At 70.8% G+C, this 16,650-nt stretch carries 21 protein-coding genes, 1 tRNA gene and 2 pseudogenes; 16 read left to right on the forward strand and 8 right to left on the reverse strand.

What is annotated here, in order from left to right; genetic code table 11:
- Positions 1-37: 37 nt before the first annotated feature.
- Both CES90_RS31930 and CES90_RS31935 read right to left on the reverse strand, forming a co-directional pair.
- On the reverse strand, positions 38-208 hold the full coding sequence (locus CES90_RS31930; RefSeq protein ID WP_189781006.1) for a hypothetical protein: 171 nt from the start codon (positions 206-208) through the stop codon (positions 38-40).
- Positions 205-1,122 (reverse strand): NAD(P)-dependent oxidoreductase, encoded by a 918-nt coding sequence (locus CES90_RS31935; protein ID WP_189781005.1) that lies wholly within the window; start codon positions 1,120-1,122, stop codon positions 205-207. Before CES90_RS31935 ends, CES90_RS31930 begins: the two co-directional genes overlap by 4 nt.
- 217 nt (positions 1,123-1,339) lie before the next feature.
- Between CES90_RS31935 and CES90_RS31940 the strand changes: the two genes are divergently transcribed.
- Positions 1,340-2,320 carry a TauD/TfdA dioxygenase family protein gene (locus tag CES90_RS31940; RefSeq protein WP_189781004.1) on the forward strand — a complete coding sequence of 327 codons (981 nt, stop codon included), beginning with the start codon at positions 1,340-1,342 and terminating at the stop codon, positions 2,318-2,320.
- Positions 2,321-2,329: 9 nt separating this feature from the next.
- Here CES90_RS31940 and CES90_RS31945 read toward each other — a convergent pair whose 3' ends face one another.
- The 4 genes and pseudogenes from CES90_RS31945 to CES90_RS50120 all read right to left on the reverse strand — a co-directional run.
- Positions 2,330-4,291, reverse strand: coding sequence for a copper resistance CopC/CopD family protein (locus tag CES90_RS31945; protein ID WP_373313267.1), 1,962 nt, complete (start codon positions 4,289-4,291; stop codon positions 2,330-2,332).
- A 260-nt stretch (positions 4,292-4,551) separates the two neighbouring features.
- Positions 4,552-5,034, reverse strand: a complete 483-nt coding sequence (locus CES90_RS31950) for a cupin domain-containing protein (RefSeq protein WP_189781002.1) — start codon at positions 5,032-5,034, stop codon at positions 4,552-4,554.
- 28 nt (positions 5,035-5,062) lie between these two features.
- Entirely contained in the window at positions 5,063-5,641 is a 579-nt protein-coding gene (locus tag CES90_RS31955) for a GNAT family N-acetyltransferase (RefSeq protein ID WP_189781001.1), read from the reverse strand.
- Positions 5,641-6,240 (reverse strand): annotated as a pseudogene (locus CES90_RS50120) (penicillin acylase family protein); the annotation flags it as partial. The pseudogene CES90_RS50120 and the gene CES90_RS31955, both read right to left, overlap by 1 nt.
- Before the next feature lie 12 nt (positions 6,241-6,252).
- Here CES90_RS50120 and CES90_RS31960 point away from each other — a divergent pair.
- The 6 genes and pseudogenes from CES90_RS31960 to CES90_RS31985 form a co-directional block, all read left to right on the forward strand.
- A pseudogene (locus CES90_RS31960) lies at positions 6,253-6,795 on the forward strand (siderophore-interacting protein); the annotation flags it as partial.
- Positions 6,796-6,913: 118 nt separating this feature from the next.
- A complete protein-coding gene (locus CES90_RS31965; RefSeq protein WP_189781000.1) occupies positions 6,914-7,504 on the forward strand; it encodes an HhH-GPD-type base excision DNA repair protein in 591 nt (196 codons plus the stop codon).
- A 90-nt stretch (positions 7,505-7,594) separates the two neighbouring features.
- On the forward strand, positions 7,595-7,939 hold the full coding sequence (locus CES90_RS31970; RefSeq protein WP_189780999.1) for a hypothetical protein: 345 nt from the start codon (positions 7,595-7,597) through the stop codon (positions 7,937-7,939).
- Between the two features lie 74 nt (positions 7,940-8,013).
- On the forward strand, positions 8,014-8,184 hold the full coding sequence (locus CES90_RS31975; RefSeq protein ID WP_189780998.1) for a hypothetical protein: 171 nt from the start codon (positions 8,014-8,016) through the stop codon (positions 8,182-8,184).
- 317 nt (positions 8,185-8,501) lie between these two features.
- Positions 8,502-8,798: a type II toxin-antitoxin system VapB family antitoxin gene (locus tag CES90_RS31980; RefSeq protein ID WP_003999914.1), complete on the forward strand. Its 297-nt coding sequence runs from the start codon at positions 8,502-8,504 to the stop codon at positions 8,796-8,798.
- Between the two features lie 151 nt (positions 8,799-8,949).
- Positions 8,950-9,609, forward strand: coding sequence for a LytR C-terminal domain-containing protein (locus tag CES90_RS31985; protein ID WP_189781109.1), 660 nt, complete (start codon positions 8,950-8,952; stop codon positions 9,607-9,609).
- Between the two features lie 72 nt (positions 9,610-9,681).
- Here the strand turns inward: CES90_RS31985 and upp are convergent, their stop codons facing one another.
- A complete protein-coding gene (upp, locus tag CES90_RS31990; protein ID WP_189780997.1) occupies positions 9,682-10,317 on the reverse strand; it encodes a uracil phosphoribosyltransferase in 636 nt (211 codons plus the stop codon).
- 174 nt (positions 10,318-10,491) lie between these two features.
- Here upp and CES90_RS31995 point away from each other — a divergent pair, with 174 nt between their 5' ends.
- From CES90_RS31995 to CES90_RS32030, 8 genes are all read left to right on the forward strand, one after another.
- Positions 10,492-10,824 (forward strand): hypothetical protein, encoded by a 333-nt coding sequence (locus CES90_RS31995; RefSeq protein ID WP_189781128.1) that lies wholly within the window; start codon positions 10,492-10,494, stop codon positions 10,822-10,824.
- 310 nt (positions 10,825-11,134) lie between these two features.
- Positions 11,135-11,665 (forward strand): tRNA adenosine deaminase-associated protein, encoded by a 531-nt coding sequence (locus tag CES90_RS32000; RefSeq protein WP_189781108.1) that lies wholly within the window; start codon positions 11,135-11,137, stop codon positions 11,663-11,665.
- Positions 11,666-11,769: 104 nt separating this feature from the next.
- The gene (gene tadA, locus CES90_RS32005) at positions 11,770-12,201 is read left to right on the forward strand and encodes a tRNA adenosine(34) deaminase TadA (RefSeq protein WP_229913607.1); all 432 of its coding nucleotides are present in this window, start codon (positions 11,770-11,772) and stop codon (positions 12,199-12,201) included.
- A 52-nt stretch (positions 12,202-12,253) separates the two neighbouring features.
- A tRNA-Ser gene (locus tag CES90_RS32010) sits at positions 12,254-12,338 on the forward strand.
- A gap of 148 nt (positions 12,339-12,486) precedes the next feature.
- Positions 12,487-12,663: a hypothetical protein gene (locus CES90_RS32015; protein WP_189780995.1), complete on the forward strand. Its 177-nt coding sequence runs from the start codon at positions 12,487-12,489 to the stop codon at positions 12,661-12,663.
- Between the two features lie 72 nt (positions 12,664-12,735).
- Entirely contained in the window at positions 12,736-13,029 is a 294-nt protein-coding gene (locus CES90_RS32020) for a Dabb family protein (RefSeq protein WP_189780994.1), read from the forward strand.
- A 182-nt stretch (positions 13,030-13,211) separates the two neighbouring features.
- Entirely contained in the window at positions 13,212-14,057 is an 846-nt protein-coding gene (locus CES90_RS32025) for an RNA polymerase sigma factor SigF (RefSeq protein WP_189780993.1), read from the forward strand.
- Positions 14,058-14,593: 536 nt separating this feature from the next.
- The gene (locus tag CES90_RS32030) at positions 14,594-15,523 is read left to right on the forward strand and encodes an RNA polymerase sigma factor SigF (RefSeq protein ID WP_189780992.1); all 930 of its coding nucleotides are present in this window, start codon (positions 14,594-14,596) and stop codon (positions 15,521-15,523) included.
- A gap of 255 nt (positions 15,524-15,778) precedes the next feature.
- Here the strand turns inward: CES90_RS32030 and CES90_RS32035 are convergent, their stop codons facing one another.
- Complete coding sequence (locus CES90_RS32035; RefSeq protein WP_189780991.1) at positions 15,779-15,979, reverse strand: hypothetical protein; 201 nt, start codon at positions 15,977-15,979, stop codon at positions 15,779-15,781.
- Between the two features lie 172 nt (positions 15,980-16,151).
- Here CES90_RS32035 and CES90_RS32040 point away from each other — a divergent pair, with 172 nt between their 5' ends.
- Positions 16,152-16,601, forward strand: coding sequence for a MarR family winged helix-turn-helix transcriptional regulator (locus CES90_RS32040; protein ID WP_189780990.1), 450 nt, complete (start codon positions 16,152-16,154; stop codon positions 16,599-16,601).
- The last annotated feature ends 49 nt before the right edge of the window (positions 16,602-16,650 follow it).

The raw sequence follows: 16,650 nt of genomic DNA on the forward strand, positions 1-16,650 counted from the left end.
TCCATGATGTCCGCCCGCAAGGGACCGCCACGGTGCACTACGGCATCCCCCTCGGCCACGACGGGGAACCGACGCGAACCACACGGGGGTCCCATGCGGGAGAGCCGTCCGGTCGTACGGTGCACAGCCGGACGTTCTTCTCGCGGGCCGGCCGCTCCCGTACGGCGGCCTCGACGCCGGGCTCGGCCCGTGTCACGGAGTCGCTCATTCCCCCGCCTTCGCGGGCCTCTCGGTGGGCTCCTCCTCGAAGCTGGCGAAATACGCGGCCGCCATGTCCTCGTCGGCGTGGCCCTGGGCCGCGGCGCGGGCGAAGCGTTCGGCGCCGGCGGCGGCCACGTCGAGGCGTAGCCCGTGCTGTTGTCCGGCCTCGACGATGAGGCGGGCGTCCTTGGCGGCGGTGGCCACGGCGAAGGAGGCCGGGGAGAGCCCGTCGTCCAGGATGAGGGCGGACTTGGCGCGCAGGTAGCCCATGTCGAGGGGGCCGCCCTCGATGACCTCGAAGAAGGACCGCGGGTCCACGCCGAGGGCCTTGGACAGGGCGAGGACCTCGCCGGCCGCGTTGGTGGCGGCGAGCACCCAGCTGTTGGTCACGAGCTTCAGCCGGGTGGCGGTGCCCGCCGCGCCGTCCTCGCCGGTCCAGACGGTACGGGCTCCCACGGCGTCGAAGACGGGCGTCACCGTCTCCCGCCCCGAGGTCGGTCCGGCGGCCAGGACCGTCAACTGCCCGTCCTCCGCGGGCCGGCGGGTGCCGAGGACGGGGGAGTCGTAGAAGACGAGCCCGTGTTCGCGGGCCAGGTCGGCCAGTTCGGCGACGGCCTCGATGCCGACGGTGGTGGACTGCACCCACGTGCCCCCGGTACGCAGACCGGGCGCCGCCTCGCGCATCACGTCCCGCACGGCGGCGCCGTCGTACAGCATGGTCAGTACGACATCGGCGCCACGCACCGCTTCCGCGGGGGTCTCGGCGATGTGCGCGCCGTCGGCGGCGAGCGGCTCGGCCTTGTCACGGGTACGGTTCCACGCCCGTACGGAGTGGCCGGCGCGGGCCAGGTTACGGGCCATCGCGGCACCCATGATGCCGGTGCCCAGGACACTTACGGTGAGCTTGAGCCTGTCGGTCATGACACCCACTCAACCAGCCGACCGCCCGTCGATGCCGCCGTTCGAACAGGACACATCGCCGAGCACCGGGCATGCGGGGGCGGAGGTGCGGGAAGACCGGCGGATACGACGGACACGTTGATCATTGAGCGTTTGAGCGTTTGGGCGTTTGAGCGTTTGAGCGTTTGAGCGTTTGAGCGTTTGAGCGTTTGGGCGTTTGGGCGTTGAGGGGCGAGCGATGAGCATCGACGACATCGGCATCGACACAGAACGGCCCGGCGACGGGCTCGACGTACGGCCGGCCTCCGGGCACATCGGCGCCGACATCCACGGCGTCGACCTCTCCGGCCCCCTGGACGACCGGACGATCGCGGGGATCCGTGCGGCGCTGCTCCGCTGGAAGGTCGTGTTCTTCCGGGAGCAGAAGCTGGACCACGCCGGGCAGATCGCGTTCGCGCGCCGCTTCGGCGAGCCGATACGGCTGCGTTCGCGGGGCTCGTACTCGCCGACCGAGTACCCGGAGATCGAGACGACCGCCGACCGCAAGGAACTGGGCAGCAAGCACGGCATGGACCAGGACGAGTGGCTGGAGCGCCGCCGCCACTCCACGCTGCGCGGCTGGCACGGCGACCACACCGCGCGCATCGACCCGCCCGCCCTGACCCTGCTCCGCGCCGAACGCGTCCCGCCCTACGGCGGCGACACCACCTGGACCAACCTCGCCACCGCCTACGCCGGCCTGTCCGAACCCGTACGCCGCTTCGCCGACGACCTGCGCGCCGAACACCGCCTCGGCGTCGGCTATCTCGCCCGCTCCGGCCCCGACCCCTATCTCCGCCACCTCCAGGACCACCAGGTCGCCTCCGTCCACCCGGTGGTCCGCGTCCACCCCGAGACCGGCGAACGCGTGCTGTACGTCAACCCGTACTACGTCGAGAACATCGTCGACGTGACCCGGGCCGAGAGCAGGCTCCTGCTCGAGATGTTCGTCGAGCAGGTCACGCGCCCCGAGTACACCGTCCGCTTCCGCTGGGAGCCGGGCTCCGTGGCCCTCTGGGACAACCGCGCCACGCTCCACCTCGCCCCCAACGACACCGCCCACCTGGACTTCCCGCGCATCATGCACCGGGTGATGGTCGCCGGGGAGCCGCCCGTCGGTGTGGACGGGACCCCGTCGACGTCGCTGGTGGGCGCGCCGCTGCACGCGAGCGACCGGTAACGGGCCTGTCTATCCGACCCGTACCGACTTCTTCACCGTGACCTGGTCGATGTCCGTCGTACGGACCGTGAGGTTCATCGTCCAGGTGCCGGGCAGCGGGAGCTGGAGGGTGTCCGTGGCCCAGTAGCCGCCCCGGTTCTCCAGCTTCGCGTCGATCGGGCCGACCTTCTGGGCCCGGAGGGTGAACGTGAGGCGCAGTTCGGGGACGGTCGCGATGCCGTCGTCGGGGCCGAAGACCACGGCCTGCACGGAGTTCTTGCCGACGCGGCCCGGCCCGAGGTCGATCTGGACCTTGCCGTGACCGTTCGGGGTGCCGACGTCGAAGGGGACCGTGGTCGAGGACGCCGTGATCTCGCCGGGCGCGGCCGCGCCCCCGGGCTTCTTCGCGCTCTCGGCCACGGCCCGGCCCGGCAGGGTGCCCGTCAACGCCGTGGTGATCACGAGGATCACGACCGCGATGGTGAACTCCGCGAGCACGGAACGCCGGAGGGCCTGGCGGTGGCCGTCGGAGGACGAGTCGTCCTGCGGGGCGAGGGAGGCAGGGGTTCCCTCGTCGGGACCGTCCGCGGAGAAGGCAGGGGTTCCCTCGTCGGGACCGTCCGCGGCGGCGACCGAATCGCCACCGGCACCGCGATCGGCACCGCCCTCGTCCTTCAGCAGAGCCACCGCCCCCACCGGCTGAGGCACCCGCTCCGCCACCGCCTCCGACGACTCGGCAACCTCACCCTCACCCTCGTCCTCGGCCGCCCCGGCCGCCAACCGCCCCGTCCACCGCCGCGAGAACCACGCCGCCACCAGCAACAGCACGACCGCGCCCAGCTTGGCGACGAGGATCTGCCCGTACGCCGTGGTGCTGAACGCGGCCCAGGAGCCGAGGCCGCGCCAGGACTGGTAGACACCGGTGACGACCAGGACGACGACCGAGGCGAAGGCGAGCCGGGAGAAGCGGGTGACCACGGCCGCCGACAGGGATTCGGGGGCCCGGTACAACACCGTGAGCAGGGCGGTCAGCCCGCCCAGCCAGGCGGCCATGGCGAGCAGGTGCAGCACGGACGAGGTCATCGCCACCGGCACCTGGATACCGGCGGACGCGTGCTCGGCGGCCGCCCAGGTGCCGGCCAGCCCGAGGGAGAGCAGGACCCCGCCGATCAGCGTGCCCCTCCCCCACGTCCCTTCCCGGCCCCGCACGCGGACGAGGAAGACCCCGACCGCCGCGAGCAGCGCCAGCCGCGCCAGCAGGGCGAGGCCCGGCCTGGTCGTCGCCGTGTCGCTCAGGACGGACGGGTCGAGGGCGGCCCCGACGCCGCTGCCCCGCTCGTACGGGCCGCGGAGCAGCAGCAGGGCCGCCGAGGCCAGCAGCAGCGCCAGCCAGCCCGCCAGGAGCAGCTTGCGCAGCGTCTCGTTCGCCCGGCCGAGTACGGCCGTCGTGAAGACGGTCACGCCGATGAGCAGGGCGAGGGCGCCGTACGCGAAGTAGCGGGTGATGTCGTAGAGGGAGGAGGTGAGCGGGTCCTCGGTGAGGCCGGTGGGGAGGTTGGCGGAGGTCGCCGTGGGTTCGCCGACGGAGAAGATCAGCGCGCCGGAGATGGGGTGGCTGTCGGCCGAGACGACTCGCCAGGCGATCGTGTACGTGCCGTCGTCGAGGCCCGTCGGGAGGGTGACCCGGGCCGTGTCGGAACGGTCGCCCGAGCGCCCCGGCTTCCCCGTCTCGACCGCGCGGTTCTCCGGGTCGATGACGCGGATGGAGTCGTCGAGGAGGCTTACCGACTCGGTGAAGGTGAGGGTGACGTCCCGGGGAGCGGAGTCGAGGACGCTTCCGTCGGTGGGGTCGCTGCCCGTGAGCGCCGCGTGCGCGGACGCGGTCCCCGCCCCGCCGAGGAGGAACAGGACCAGCACGCTGCCCAGCAGCACCAGGCGCTGAACCCCTCGGCGTCCGGCGCCGACACGGCCGTACCCCCCGGTCCGCGTCACCGTCCCCGTCCAGCCCGTGCGTGGCCGGCCGTACCCACCCCTGGACCCACCGCCGGCTTCGATGTCCCCGCCGGTTCCGCCATGTCCCTGATTGCCCCTGTCGCTGCGTCGGCCCACGTCGCGCTCCGGATCCACTGTTGCCGGCTCTCGGATTCCTCGGTCAGGTCGGATTCCTCGATTAGGTACGCGTGTCACCAACGGCGCGTTCATCCCCCGGCCCCGGACCATCGGACGGGCGGGGCCCGCCGGACGGCTCCGGGTCACTCCCTTCCCAGCTCCGCGATGAGCGCGGCCCGTTCCGGATACCGCGTGGCCAGCTCCCCGGCGTCCCCGTGCTCGTACCCCTCGAAGGTGAACCCGGGCGCCATTGTGCACCCGAACAACGTCCAGGCCCCGGCGCCACCCAGGACCCGCGCCCCCATCCAGGTCCCGGCGGGCACGACGTACTGCACGTACTGTCCGCCGCCCACATCCGTCCCGAGGACGACGACCCGCGACGAGCCGTCGGGGTGCAGGAGCAGCATCTGGAGGGGATCGCCGAGGTAGAAGTGCCAGATCTCGTCGTCGGGGAGCCGGTGCAGCGCCGAGTAGTCGCCGGGCTCGGTGGTGAGCAGGGCGACGATCGCGGTCCCCTCGGGCCGCCCGTCGCCCCGCTTCGCGCCCGCCCACGTCTGACGGAAACGACCGCCCTCCCGCGGGATGGGCTCCAAGGCGTAGTGGGAGATGAGCTCTTCAGGAGTCATCCGCCCCACGCTACGCCCATCACGCGAACTACCGCCCGCGCACGCTCCCTCTCCTCAGGAACGCCAACTGGGCCCGCTTCTCCGGCAGGTACACATCCGGCAGATACACATCCGGCAGATCGTTCTCCGGCAGCACGACGACCGGCCCGCGCTCGAAGCCCTGCCGCATGAACCGTGCGATCGCCTTCTCGTTCCGCACGTCCGGATCGACGACCACCCGCCGCGGGTCCAGCCCGACCAGCACGTACGACGTGAAGGCCGCCAGCACCGACGCCGACCACGCCGGGCCGGGCCGACCGCCGCCCGGCCCGGCCGGCGCCAGCAGCACATGCACCCCGATGTCGCCGGGCTCGCCCTCGTGTACGGCGAGGAAGGCGTGGTGGGTGTCGAGGGTGGCGAGATGGGCGTAGATCTCCTGGACCTGCTCCTTGGTGAGCCCGTTCATGCCCCAGAACTCGGCACGCGGTTCCCTCACCCACCCGTGCACCACATCGGCGTCGGCGTCCGGCTCCAACGGCAGGATCCGCACGGACCCGAAGCCCTCGATCACCTCCTCGTGCACGGCCACGCGGCCGCCGTACGGCGCGATAGCCGTCTCATTCGCCATCAGTTCTCTCCTCGGTCCTTCGTCACCAGATCCCAATCAGTGACAACCGGTACGAGGTCCCCTTGAGCCACAGGGGGAGTTGGTCGCGGTGACGGGCCGACCCGGCCACCCCCGACGCCCCGAACGGCACGACCCAGAGGCTGTTGCTCGTCATCCTCGACCGCACGCCATGCCACAAGCCGATGCCTGTCCCCCCACCAGCCGAACTCGGCCCCGGCGGCCTCCTCCAACGCCTCCCGCACGATCGCCGTACGGTCGACGCCGTACAACTCCTCCGCCCTGAGCAGGTGTTCGAGCGCGAAGCCGATCCGGACGGTGAGCGAGAGCCACGGCCGGAAGACCTCGGGGTACGCCGGCGCCGCGGCCAGCGCCGCGAAGGCGGGATGCGCCGCGAGCCGCCGTACGACCGCCCCGCGCACCGGCGCGTACGCCGCCGCCTCGACGTTGTCGGCCGCCATCCGTCGGTCCCAGCGCAGCAGCCGTTCACGGAGGTCGGCCGCGTCCGGAGCAAGCGTGCCGGGGAGACCGGCCAGATGGTCCAACAGCGGCCCGGCGGAGGCCAGATGGGTGTCCATGTGGATGGCGGGCATGTCCGGCGCGCCGACCACACCGGGACCTTCAGCCTGGAGTTCGCCCTCCACGAGGGACACGCCAGCGACTGGGCGCGCTCGGCGAAGCCCGGGGACACCATCGAGGCCACGGTCCACGGCACGCGGTTCACCGACCCGGACCCGGCCCCCTCCCACGTCCTGGCCATCGGCGCCCCGGCCTCGCTGCCGGCGATCAACTCCCTGCTGGACGCACTGGGTTCGGCCCCGGCGACGATCTGGTTCGAGACCCCGGACGAAGCGGCCGGCCTCCCGCTGCGCCTGCGCCCGACCCGCCACGAACTCCGCCCGGTCCCACGCCAGGACGCCGGTCCCACACCAGGACGCCGGTCCCACACCAGGACGCCGGTCCCACACCAGGACGCCGGTGCCCGCCTCCTCGCCCAGGTGCAGGCGGACGCGCCCACGCTGCTGAAGGACGCCCCGGACCCATACGTCTGCATCGACTGCGACACCGCGACGACCCGCTCGCTGACGTCGTACTTCCGCAAGGAACTGGGCCTGCCGAAGCAACGGATGCACGCGCTGGGCTACTGGCGGCCTTAGGGGGTGCTGCGGAGTCCCGTCTGCCGCACGACGCCATGCACGCTCCCGCACTCTCGGCTTCGCTCGAGCGGGAGGGGCCCGCGCTGCGCCACGCCGCCGGACACGCGATCATCGGAGCATGAACGTCACCCTTCACCTCGCCCAGGACCCCGAGGCGGACGAACTCCTCGGGCGCAGTCCGCTCGCCGCGCTGGTCGGCATGTTGCTGGACCAGCAGGTGCCGATGGAGTGGGCGTTCAAGGGCCCCCGGACCATCGCCGCCCGGCTCGGCTCCGACGACCTCGACGCCCACGAGATCGCCGCCATGGACCCGGAGGCCTTCGCCGCGCTCCTCTCGACCAAGCCGGCCGTCCACCGCTACCCCGGCTCCATGGCCAAGCGGATCCAGCAGCTGTGCCAGTACCTCGTCGAGCACCACGACGGGGACGCCGGCGCGCTCTGGCGTGACGTGACGACCGGAAAGGACCTCCTGGCCCGCCTGGAGGCCCTTCCCGGCTTCGGCCGCCAGAAGGCCCAGATCTTCCTCGCCCTCCTCGGCAAACAGCTCGGCGTCCACCCCGAGGGCTGGCGCGAGGCCGCGGGCGCCTACGGCGAACCCGACTCCTTCCGCTCCGTCGCCGACATCAAGGGCCCCGAGTCCCTGGCCAAGGTCCGCGCCCACAAGCAGGAGATGAAGGCGGCGGCGAAGGCGAAGACCTCCGGCGCGTAGCCATACGGCACCGGTGGGGCCGTACGCCGTGTGAGCGGATCTCACGGCCGCGGCGATGCGGCCCGCCCCCACACCGGGGAAACAACCCCCGTGAGCACCACCCCGACCCGAACGTGGGCCTGGTCCTGGACCTGGACCAGGGTGCTCGCCCTGACCTTCGCCCTGCTGGTCCCCGGCGCCCACGGCATGGCCCACGCGGGCCTCGCGATCACGGTGTCGAGCGAGTCGGCCGCCGCCGAGTACGACCTCGTGGAGACGGCCCCGCGACCCCCGTCCCGCCACACCCACCGGCCGTCCGCGACGACCCGCCCGGCTCCCGTCACACCCCCTTCGCATCCGCCCGCCGCGAGGCTCCCCTTCCCCGCACCACCCCGCCCCCGGGCGTCGCTCCCCTACACCCCGCACACCCTGCGCTCCGTGATCCTGCGCTGCTGAGAGCCCTCCGGCTCACCCCCTCCACCAAGACAGCACGTGAGATCCCGAGAACACAGGACAGACAGGACACAGGCATGCCCAGCGACCCGTACACGGTCCTGCGCGCCCTCCTCCGTGCGGAGGCCGCCCGCAGCACCCCCAAACCGAACCCCGACCAGCCCACCGAGCCCGAGCACGACCCGATGAGCGGCGACCACCACCCCCCGAAGCCCCCGCAGCCCCCGCAGCCCCCGAAACACGACTGACCACGGCAACGCCCTGGAGCCCACCCGACTCCAGGGCGTTCCTCGTCCCCGGTGCCCAGGCCTCCCCGCCCCTCCTCGTTCCCCGCAGATTCGCGCTCCTGATGGCTTGTTTCCGACCCCCGTTCACGCTTCGGATCGCGCCCCGCATCCGGTCGGGCCCCGGCCCTCACGGCTCCCGACGACCTTCCGAAGAGGGGGCGTGGCCGCCACCGCACCTCATGAAATAACCGTTTTGCCCTGATTCACGGCACCTTTTCGGGGGTCACACTCCGTCGCCATGGCTGCGCCCGGAACGTCTCGACCGGTAGGCTTTCCGTGTGATCTTCAAGCGCATCGGAAACGGCCGGCCGTACCCCGACCACGGCCGGGAAAGCACCCGGCAGTGGGCGGACGTCGCGCCGCGCCCGGTCCGCCTCGATCAGCTCGTGACGACCAAGGGGCAGCTCGACCTGGAGACCCTCCTCGCCGAGGACTCCACCTTCTACGGCGACCTCTTCGCGCACGTGGTGAAGTGGCAGGGCGACCTGTACCTGGAGGACGGCCTCCACCGCGCCGTACGCGCCGCCCTCCAGCAACGCCAGGTACTCCACGCCCGCGTCCTGGAACTGGACTAGCGCCAAGGCCCTCCAAGGCCACCCCGTAAGGCTCCCGGCCCCGCCGGTTGGCCCTTTCGGGTTGGAGTGCAGTGCGGACAATGATCATCTAGTAGGAATCACCGCCCGACGGCACTACGCTGCGCCCATGAGCATGCTGACCCCTCCCGGCATGGGCGGCCAGTACCGGATCACGGGGGACAAGTACCCGCGGCTGCGCCGACCGAAGAGGCGCCGCAGGCTCGTGCTCGCGGTCATCGCCTCCGCGACCGCGCTGGGCCTTGTCGGCTGGGGAACACTGCAGCTCATCGACGTGTTCACCGGCAACGACAAGGCGACCGCGGCCGGCCCCAAGTCCGACTGCTCGGCCGGAGTGAGCCCCTCGCCCACGGCGCCCAAGGGCTCCAGGGGATCCAAGGCGTCCGAGGCATCCGATCCGTCCGGGAAGGCCTTCCCCGAGCCCGGAAAGATCACCGTCAACGTCCTCAACGCCACGCCCCGCGCAGGCCTCGCCAAGGACACCGCCGACGAGCTGAAGAAGCGCGGCTTCCGGATCGGCAACGTGGGCAACGCGACCGAGGAGTACGACAAGAAGGTCAAGGGGGCAGCGATACTGCTCGGCGCGAAGGCCGCCGAGAAGACGGCCCTGCCCGTCCTCAACACCCAGCTCGTCGGCGCCCAGCTGAAGACCGACGGGCGCGCGAAGGCCACCGAGGTCGACCTCATCATCGGAACCGGCTTCAAGTCCCTCAGCAAGCAGAAGGACGCCGACAAGGCCCTCGCCGACCTGACCAGTCCCGAGCCGACGCCCACCGCCACGAAGGCCTGCTGAGCCGAGCCGGTCCCTGAGTCCGTAAGGGACAACCCGCCAGGCCCGGGAAGGCCCGCCAAGCCCCGTGAAGTGTTACTCGGCAGCCCCGTACAGACGGTCCCCCGCGTCCCCCAGACCCGGCACGATGTAGCCGTGCTCGTTCAGGCGCTCGTCAACCGCGGCGGTGACGACCGTCACCGGGGTGCCCGCCAGCTCGCGCTCCATGACCTCGACGCCCTCGGGGGCGGCGAGGAGCACCACGGCGGTCACGTCGTCCGCGCCGCGCGCGATCAGCTCACGGATCGCGGCGACGAGGGTGCCACCGGTGGCGAGCATGGGGTCGAGGACGTACACCTGACGCCCGGAGAGGTCCTCCGGCATCCGCGTGGCGTACGTGGAGGCCTGGAGCGTCTCCTCGTTGCGGATCATGCCCAGGAAGCCCACCTCGGCCGTCGGCAGCAGCCGGACCATGCCGTCGAGCATGCCGAGGCCCGCCCGCAGGATCGGCACGACCAACGGGCGCGGGTGGGAGAGCTTGACGCCGGTGGTGGGGGCGACCGGCGTCTTGATGTCGACCTGCTCGGTGCGCACGTCACGCGTGGCCTCGTAGGCGAGCAGGGTGACCAGCTCGTCGGCGAGACGGCGGAAGGTCGGGGAGTCGGTGCGCTGGTCGCGCAGCGTGGTGAGCTTGTGGGCGACCAGGGGGTGGTCGACGACGTGGAGACGCATGACCACAACAGTAACCGGGGCAACAGCGGCGGCCTCCCCGTCCCCGGCCGGCGGTACACCCCGGCGCGCGGGATCCACACGGTTCACCCGCCCGATGGCATCAAACCCCCCGTCGGAGGGAAATAGGGAGGAACGTAGCGGGGTGGTGAGCCGATGCCGGACGGTGGTGAGCCCATGGCAGACGTGGACGACAGGTCGCCGCGACAGCGGGGGGCCGAGGACAGGGGGACGGGCCCGGAGAAAGGCCAGGGGACGGGGCAGGAGACAGCGGGCCGAGAGGCGGGCCAGGGGGCGGGCCCGAAGACGCACCCGGATACGCGCCCGGATACGCGCCCGGGGACAGACCTCGAGACGGACCAGGACGGCGACGCCGCGCGCAGGCGCCGTCGGGCGCAGTTCCTGCGGGAGCTGACCGAGGCGCGGGAGCTGCGGGACCGGGTCCAGCCGCGCCGCGCCAAGGCCGCCCGGCTCCGTCACGCCCTGCGCATGCGTACCTTCCGCTGGTAGCCGCAGGCACCCAAACCCATGCTTCTGCCCCTCCCTGCGGGTCGTACACGCGCCGCTCACGGGGTGGCCGTGCATGTGCGGCCAGGAACTCCGCGTACGATCCGCTGGTGGCGGCAACAGGTGCGCAGGTGAACGGCGGACCGACCGGCGATCAATTCGGCCGGACACAGGGAGCCGAAGACATCCCCTGGGCGCTCTGTTTCTGCCACGATTCCGAGTGGGTGGGGCTCGGAGCACAGCACTCCCCGCCCAGCAACCTCCGCCGGGGGGACCCCCAACCGGCACGCCTATGACCAGTGGGAGAGTCACGGTGTACTTCGCCGCACTGCTCGCGCGCACCGAAGACGGGTGGGAAGCGAGCGACACAGAGCTCGACGATGTGGAGACCCTGTCGGATCTGGCCGACCTGGCCCGTGAAGCCTCGCCCGACGACGACACGGTGCTGGTGCTCATCGAGCAGGAGGACGCCTGGTTCGGCGTCGTCCGTATCGATGGCGAGGACGACCCTCGTATCTACGTGTCGGACGCCGCCGCCGCTGCCCGCAGCAGCTACGGCGAAATCCTGCTCACCAACGAACTGCTCGGAAGGGAGCCCGGCGACGACGGCGCCGACCTGGACTCCCTCGACCTCGACGGCACGGAGGACGGTGAGCCGGCCGACGACAATGACGACGGCGGCACGGCCGCCGAGGCCGTGCCGCACAGCCCGGTCGGCGACAGCGAGATCCTCGACGACCTGGGCGTGACCGAGAAGGAACTGCGCGCCCTCGACGCCGACGACGCCCTCAGCTCGATCGCCGAGGCCCTCGGAGCGTCGGAGGTCCTGGAGACGGTCCGCTAGTCGGCTTCCCGGACCTCCCCATCCGTTAGGTTCCCCGGGTGACCGAAGCAACCGACGCAGAGGCACCGGGCCCCGATCCGGTACGCGACCGCTGGCGGGCCGCGATGCGGCTCGCCCTGGACGAGGCCGGGCGGGCCGCCGAGGGCGGCGATGTCCCGGTCGGTGCCGTCGTACTGTCCCCGGACGGCACGACCGTACTGGCCACCGGGCACAACGAGCGCGAGGCGACCGGCGATCCGACGGCCCACGCGGAGGTCCTGGCCATCCGCCGGGCCGCCGAGGAGCTCGGGGAGTGGCGGCTGACCGGCTGCACACTGGTCGTCACCCTCGAACCCTGCACGATGTGCGCGGGCGCCCTCGTGCAGTCCCGGGTCGACCGGGTCGTCTACGGCGCCCGCGACGAGAAGGCCGGCGCCACCGGGTCCCTCTGGGACGTCGTACGCGACCGTCGGCTCAACCACCGTCCCGAGGTGATCGAGGGAGTGCTCGCCGACGACTGCGCCCGGCTCCTCACGGAGTTCTTCCGGGCCCGCTGAATACCGAATACCGATTTCAAAGCACACCCCACCGTGCTGTAAGGTCTCCCTCGGTAGCGTGTCCGAGCGGCCGAAGGAGCTCGCCTCGAAAGCGAGTGTGGCGCAAGTCACCGAGGGTTCAAATCCCTCCGCTACCGCTGAAGAAGGGTCCCACCGTCAGGTGGGGCCCTTCGTGCGTCCTGGAGATCACCCGCGAACGTATGATCGGGTTACACTCGCCGCCGGCAAAGAGGCACCCATGGGGCTCATGGGTCCCACCGGGCAGACGAGGCGGGGGAGGCCGCTGTGGCGGTACAGGCAAAGAAGATCGCGCTGTTCGTGCTCGTGGTCTTCGTGTTCTACGTGATCATCTCCGACCCGGCCAAGGCCGCCGACTACGTCCAGATAGGGTTCGAGGGCGTCTCGAGCGCCGCCCACTCCATCGGTGACTTCTTCACGTGGATCGCCAACGGGGCCGACTAGTACCCAACCGACCTACCCGCACCTCCAGTACCCCCGCGTCGCAGCACGTCGTACGACCTTCTCGGAGCGCCCATGATCCGCCATCTCGTCCTCTTCAAGCTCGACGAGGGCGTCGAGCGCGACGACCCTCGCGTCGTGGCGGGCGTGGAGGCCTTCCGCGCGCTCGACGGCAAGATCCCCGAGCTGCGCTTCTGGGAGCTGGGCTGGAACCTGAGCGACCGGCCCATCGCGTACGACTTCGCGATCAACTCGGCGTTCGACGACGTGGACGCCCTGCGGCGGTATGTCGAGCACCCGGAGCACCAGGCGGGCGTCGCGCTGTGGCACGAGTTCGCCACATGGGTGATCGCCGACTACGAGTTCTGAGCCGTACGGCCGTACGGCCGCAAGGCCCGCCCCGCACTCGAACAGTGCGGGGCGCTTTTATGCCCGAAATGCCGCACCCTCCCTCAACTCTCCCTCAACTCTCCCTCAACACGGCGATATGAGGTGCTTGATCACAGTGCACATGTCTTGTGATGCTATGACCGCTTTTGACGGTTGAGTTGATGGATGAAGAGGTGGCGTTGACCGTGTCGGCCAGTACTGCGCCACCCCAGGAAGAAGCCCCTGCCCCCGTCCCGGAGAAACGTCGCGGCGCCGACACCCGGGCCCTTACCCAGGTCCTCTTCGGCGAACTGAAGCACCTGGAGCCGGGCACTCCCGAGCACAACCGCGTGCGCGGGGCGCTCATCGAGGCGAACCTCCCGCTCGTGCGCTACGCGGCCGCCCGCTTCCGCTCCCGCAACGAGCCCATGGAGGACGTGGTCCAGGTCGGCACCATCGGGCTGATCAACGCCATCGACCGGTTCGACCCGGACCGGGGCGTGCAGTTCCCGACCTTCGCGATGCCGACCGTCGTCGGCGAGATCAAGCGGTACTTCCGCGACAACGTCCGCACGGTCCACGTCCCCCGCCGGCTGCACGAGCTGTGGGTGCAGGTGAACACCGCCACCGAGGACCTCACGACCGCCTTCGGGCGCGCCCCCTCGACCGCCGAGATCGCCGAGCGGCTGCGCATCAGCGAGGACGAGGTCCTCTCCTGCATCGAGGCCGGACGCTCGTACCACGCGACCTCGCTGGAGGCCGCCCAGGAGGGCGACGGCATGCCGGGGCTCCTCGACCGACTCGGCTATGAGGACCCGGAACTCGACGGCGTCGAACACCGCGACCTCGTCCGGCACCTCCTCGTCCAACTCCCGGAACGCGAGCAGCGGATCCTGCTGCTCCGCTACTACAGCAACCTCACCCAGTCACAGATCAGCGCGGAGCTGGGGGTCTCCCAGATGCATGTCTCGCGTCTGCTCGCGCGGAGCTTCGCGCGGCTGCGTTCGGCCAACCGGATCGAGGCGTGAGCGCTCCGCTTGGGGCAGGGGCGACTAATGGCTCGGGGCGTACTGGGGGTTTGCGGCTGCGGGTATGTCGTGGTTTCTCGCGCCCACGCGGCGGAGCCGCATATCGATACAGCCCCGCGCCCCTTACGGGGCCCGGGTGGACGTGACCGGCGGTAACCAGATCTCCTTCCCAACACCGGCGATGGGCCGTGGGGCACACGGGGCGCACGAAGGCAGGCGGGGCGCACAGAATTGGCCAGCGGCACACGTGCCCAGGCCATCTGGCATAACCGAATGCGCTGGCGAGGTGTCACCGGAGGGAGCGAATCGCTCATCGATGCTCTTACCGACGGTTCTGGCCTGAAACTCCGTCATACCGCCTGTTTCCAGGGCCTATTCACCCTTGTCATGTCGACATGTCACTACATCGCGTTGCCGACGTGTGACATTCTTCCCCCAGCGCGTTTGCCGTGGCCTCGCCGCCGGTATTCAGGTGGAGGCTGCGTTCCTTACGACGGAGCGTCCGCCGCGACCGTCCGCGACCCAAAGGGGGTGGCATGTCCGCAGACCAGGGCAGCTCGAAGGTGCTCACGCTCGCCAAGAGCGAGACCGCGCCCGACGCTTTCCAGGCCCCTCAGGACCTTCAGGAGCTTCCGGGCCTTCCGGACCTTCCCGGTCCCCAGGCTCCGCCGGCGACTGACTTCCCGGCCTTGTCGGCCTCGGCGAACATCGACACCCGCACCCTGTCCCGCTCCCTGTTCCTGCGGCTGGCCGCACTCGACGAGAACAGCCCCGAGCGTGCCTACGTCCGGGACACCCTCATCGAGCTCAACCTCCCGCTGGTGCGTTACGCCGCCGCCCGCTTCCGGTCGCGCAACGAGCCGATGGAGGACATCGTCCAGGTCGGAACGATCGGCCTGATCAAGGCGATCGACCGCTTCGACTGCGAGCGGGGCGTGGAGTTCCCGACGTTCGCGATGCCGACGGTCGTGGGCGAGATCAAGCGGTTCTTCCGCGACACCTCGTGGTCGGTGCGGGTGCCGAGGCGGCTGCAGGAGCTGCGCCTGGCCCTCACCAAGGCCAGCGACGAGCTCTCGCAGAAGCTCGACCGCTCACCGACGGTCACCGAACTCGCCGCCGTGCTGGGCGTGTCGGAGGAGGACGTCGTCGACGGCCTCGCCGTCGGCAACGCGTACACGGCGTCGTCGCTGGACTCCCCGGCCCCCGAGGACGACGGCGGCGAAGGCTCCCTGGCCGACCGCCTCGGCTACGAGGACAGCGCACTGGAGGGCGTCGAGTACCGCGAGTCCCTGAAGCCCCTGCTCGCCAAGCTGCCGCCCCGCGAGCGCCGGATCATCATGCTCCGCTTCTTCGCGAACATGACGCAGTCGCAGATCGGCGAAGAAGTCGGCATCTCCCAGATGCACGTCTCCCGCCTCCTCACCCGCACCCTGGCCCAGCTCCGAGAGGGCCTCATCTCCGACTGAGCGGGCACGCTCCGCTTCGTTACACGTGTGACCGCCGGAGGCGTCAGCCTCCGGCGGTCGTGGCGTATCCAGGGTGCGTGGGCATGTGCGGGTCAGTGAGGGCTGGTCGTGCAGTTCCCCGCGCCCCTCAAGAGCATGGGGTCGCCGGGGCTTTCAAGGGGCGCGGGGAACTGCACGAGCAACCACAACGGACCCGCACCCGCCACATCACAGAGCCCGGCAGACGAGTAGGCACCCTGCGGCCAAGCCGAAGCACTAGGCCAACGCCAGCCACACAACGGCGGCCACAACCGCCACCGCCGCGATGACACCGACGATCACACCAACACGCGGCCCGGCGGAGCCCGCCGCGGCGGCCTGCCGCCCCCCGGCCGGGGTCTCGTCGACGAAGGCGCGGAACATCTGGGTGCTGCCCGCGGGGTCATAGTTGCCCTGGGGGCCCTGGTTGTCAGCCATGGCCCGAGACCTTAGCGAATCGGGTATCCGGGACCCAACCCCGCTGGTGCCCGCGCGACCTGCCCATTGTTCTCCTTTGCCAAGACTTGGGCCGTGAACGTCCAGTTTCATTTGCCTGTAGCAACCATCCACCCCTATGGTTGCCCTAAGCAACAAACAAGGGAGGGGCTCCATGTCCGAGGAGGCGCACTACGAGGAGTTGGCCCGTCAGCTCAGTGCCATCGGGGCCGTGAAGCGGGAGATCGGACGGATGCTGCCGTACGACTGCCCGGGCGGATCGGCGGGAGTCCTGGCCCTGCTCGGCCGGCACGGCGACATGCGGATGAGCAGGCTCGCCGAGCTGCTCTCGGTGGACATGTCGGTGACCAGCCGTCATGTCGCGCACGTCGCCGAACGGGGCTGGATCGAACGGCTCCCCGACCCGGCGGACAAACGCTCGCGCATCCTCCGTCTGACCCCCGAGGGCCGGGCCGTGGTCACCGAGCTGTACCGGCGCAGCAGCCGGCTGATGGCCGAACGGCTGAGCGACTGGTCCGACGACGAGGTCGGACAGCTCACCCGGCTCCTGGGCCGACTGCGCGAGAGCTTCGACGCCACCGCGCCGCCCTGCACGCCCGTGTAGCAGACCGCGAGCGACAGACCAGCAACCCGTACACCCGCAAAGAGCACAG

It is taken from the genome of Streptomyces capitiformicae (assembly GCF_002214185.1).
In the GTDB taxonomy this organism is placed as follows: Bacteria; Actinomycetota; Actinomycetes; order Streptomycetales; family Streptomycetaceae; genus Streptomyces; species Streptomyces capitiformicae.

Bases quoted from the DNA above. Each gene is read 5' to 3' on its own strand.
- CES90_RS31975 (WP_189780998.1), top strand. From the start codon at position 8,014: ATGCCCAGCGACCCGTACACGGTCCTGCGCGCCCTCCTCCGTGCGGAG.
- CES90_RS31965 (WP_189781000.1), top strand. From the start codon at position 6,914: ATGAACGTCACCCTTCACCTCGCCCAGGACCCCGAGGCGGACGAACTC.
- CES90_RS32040 (WP_189780990.1), top strand. From the start codon at position 16,152: ATGTCCGAGGAGGCGCACTACGAGGAGTTGGCCCGTCAGCTCAGTGCC.
- CES90_RS31985 (WP_189781109.1), top strand. From the start codon at position 8,950: ATGGGCGGCCAGTACCGGATCACGGGGGACAAGTACCCGCGGCTGCGC.
- CES90_RS31940 (WP_189781004.1), top strand. From the start codon at position 1,340: ATGAGCATCGACGACATCGGCATCGACACAGAACGGCCCGGCGACGGG.
- CES90_RS32030 (WP_189780992.1), top strand. From the start codon at position 14,594: ATGTCCGCAGACCAGGGCAGCTCGAAGGTGCTCACGCTCGCCAAGAGC.
- CES90_RS32020 (WP_189780994.1), top strand. From the start codon at position 12,736: ATGATCCGCCATCTCGTCCTCTTCAAGCTCGACGAGGGCGTCGAGCGC.
- CES90_RS31930 (WP_189781006.1), bottom strand. From the start codon at position 208: ATGAGCGACTCCGTGACACGGGCCGAGCCCGGCGTCGAGGCCGCCGTA.
- tadA (WP_229913607.1), top strand. From the start codon at position 11,770: ATGCGGCTCGCCCTGGACGAGGCCGGGCGGGCCGCCGAGGGCGGCGAT.
- CES90_RS31995 (WP_189781128.1), top strand. From the start codon at position 10,492: ATGGCAGACGTGGACGACAGGTCGCCGCGACAGCGGGGGGCCGAGGAC.
- CES90_RS31935 (WP_189781005.1), bottom strand. From the start codon at position 1,122: ATGACCGACAGGCTCAAGCTCACCGTAAGTGTCCTGGGCACCGGCATC.
- CES90_RS31950 (WP_189781002.1), bottom strand. From the start codon at position 5,034: ATGACTCCTGAAGAGCTCATCTCCCACTACGCCTTGGAGCCCATCCCG.
- CES90_RS32035 (WP_189780991.1), bottom strand. From the start codon at position 15,979: ATGGCTGACAACCAGGGCCCCCAGGGCAACTATGACCCCGCGGGCAGC.
- CES90_RS32025 (WP_189780993.1), top strand. From the start codon at position 13,212: ATGGATGAAGAGGTGGCGTTGACCGTGTCGGCCAGTACTGCGCCACCC.
- upp (WP_189780997.1), bottom strand. From the start codon at position 10,317: ATGCGTCTCCACGTCGTCGACCACCCCCTGGTCGCCCACAAGCTCACC.
- CES90_RS31955 (WP_189781001.1), bottom strand. From the start codon at position 5,641: ATGGCGAATGAGACGGCTATCGCGCCGTACGGCGGCCGCGTGGCCGTG.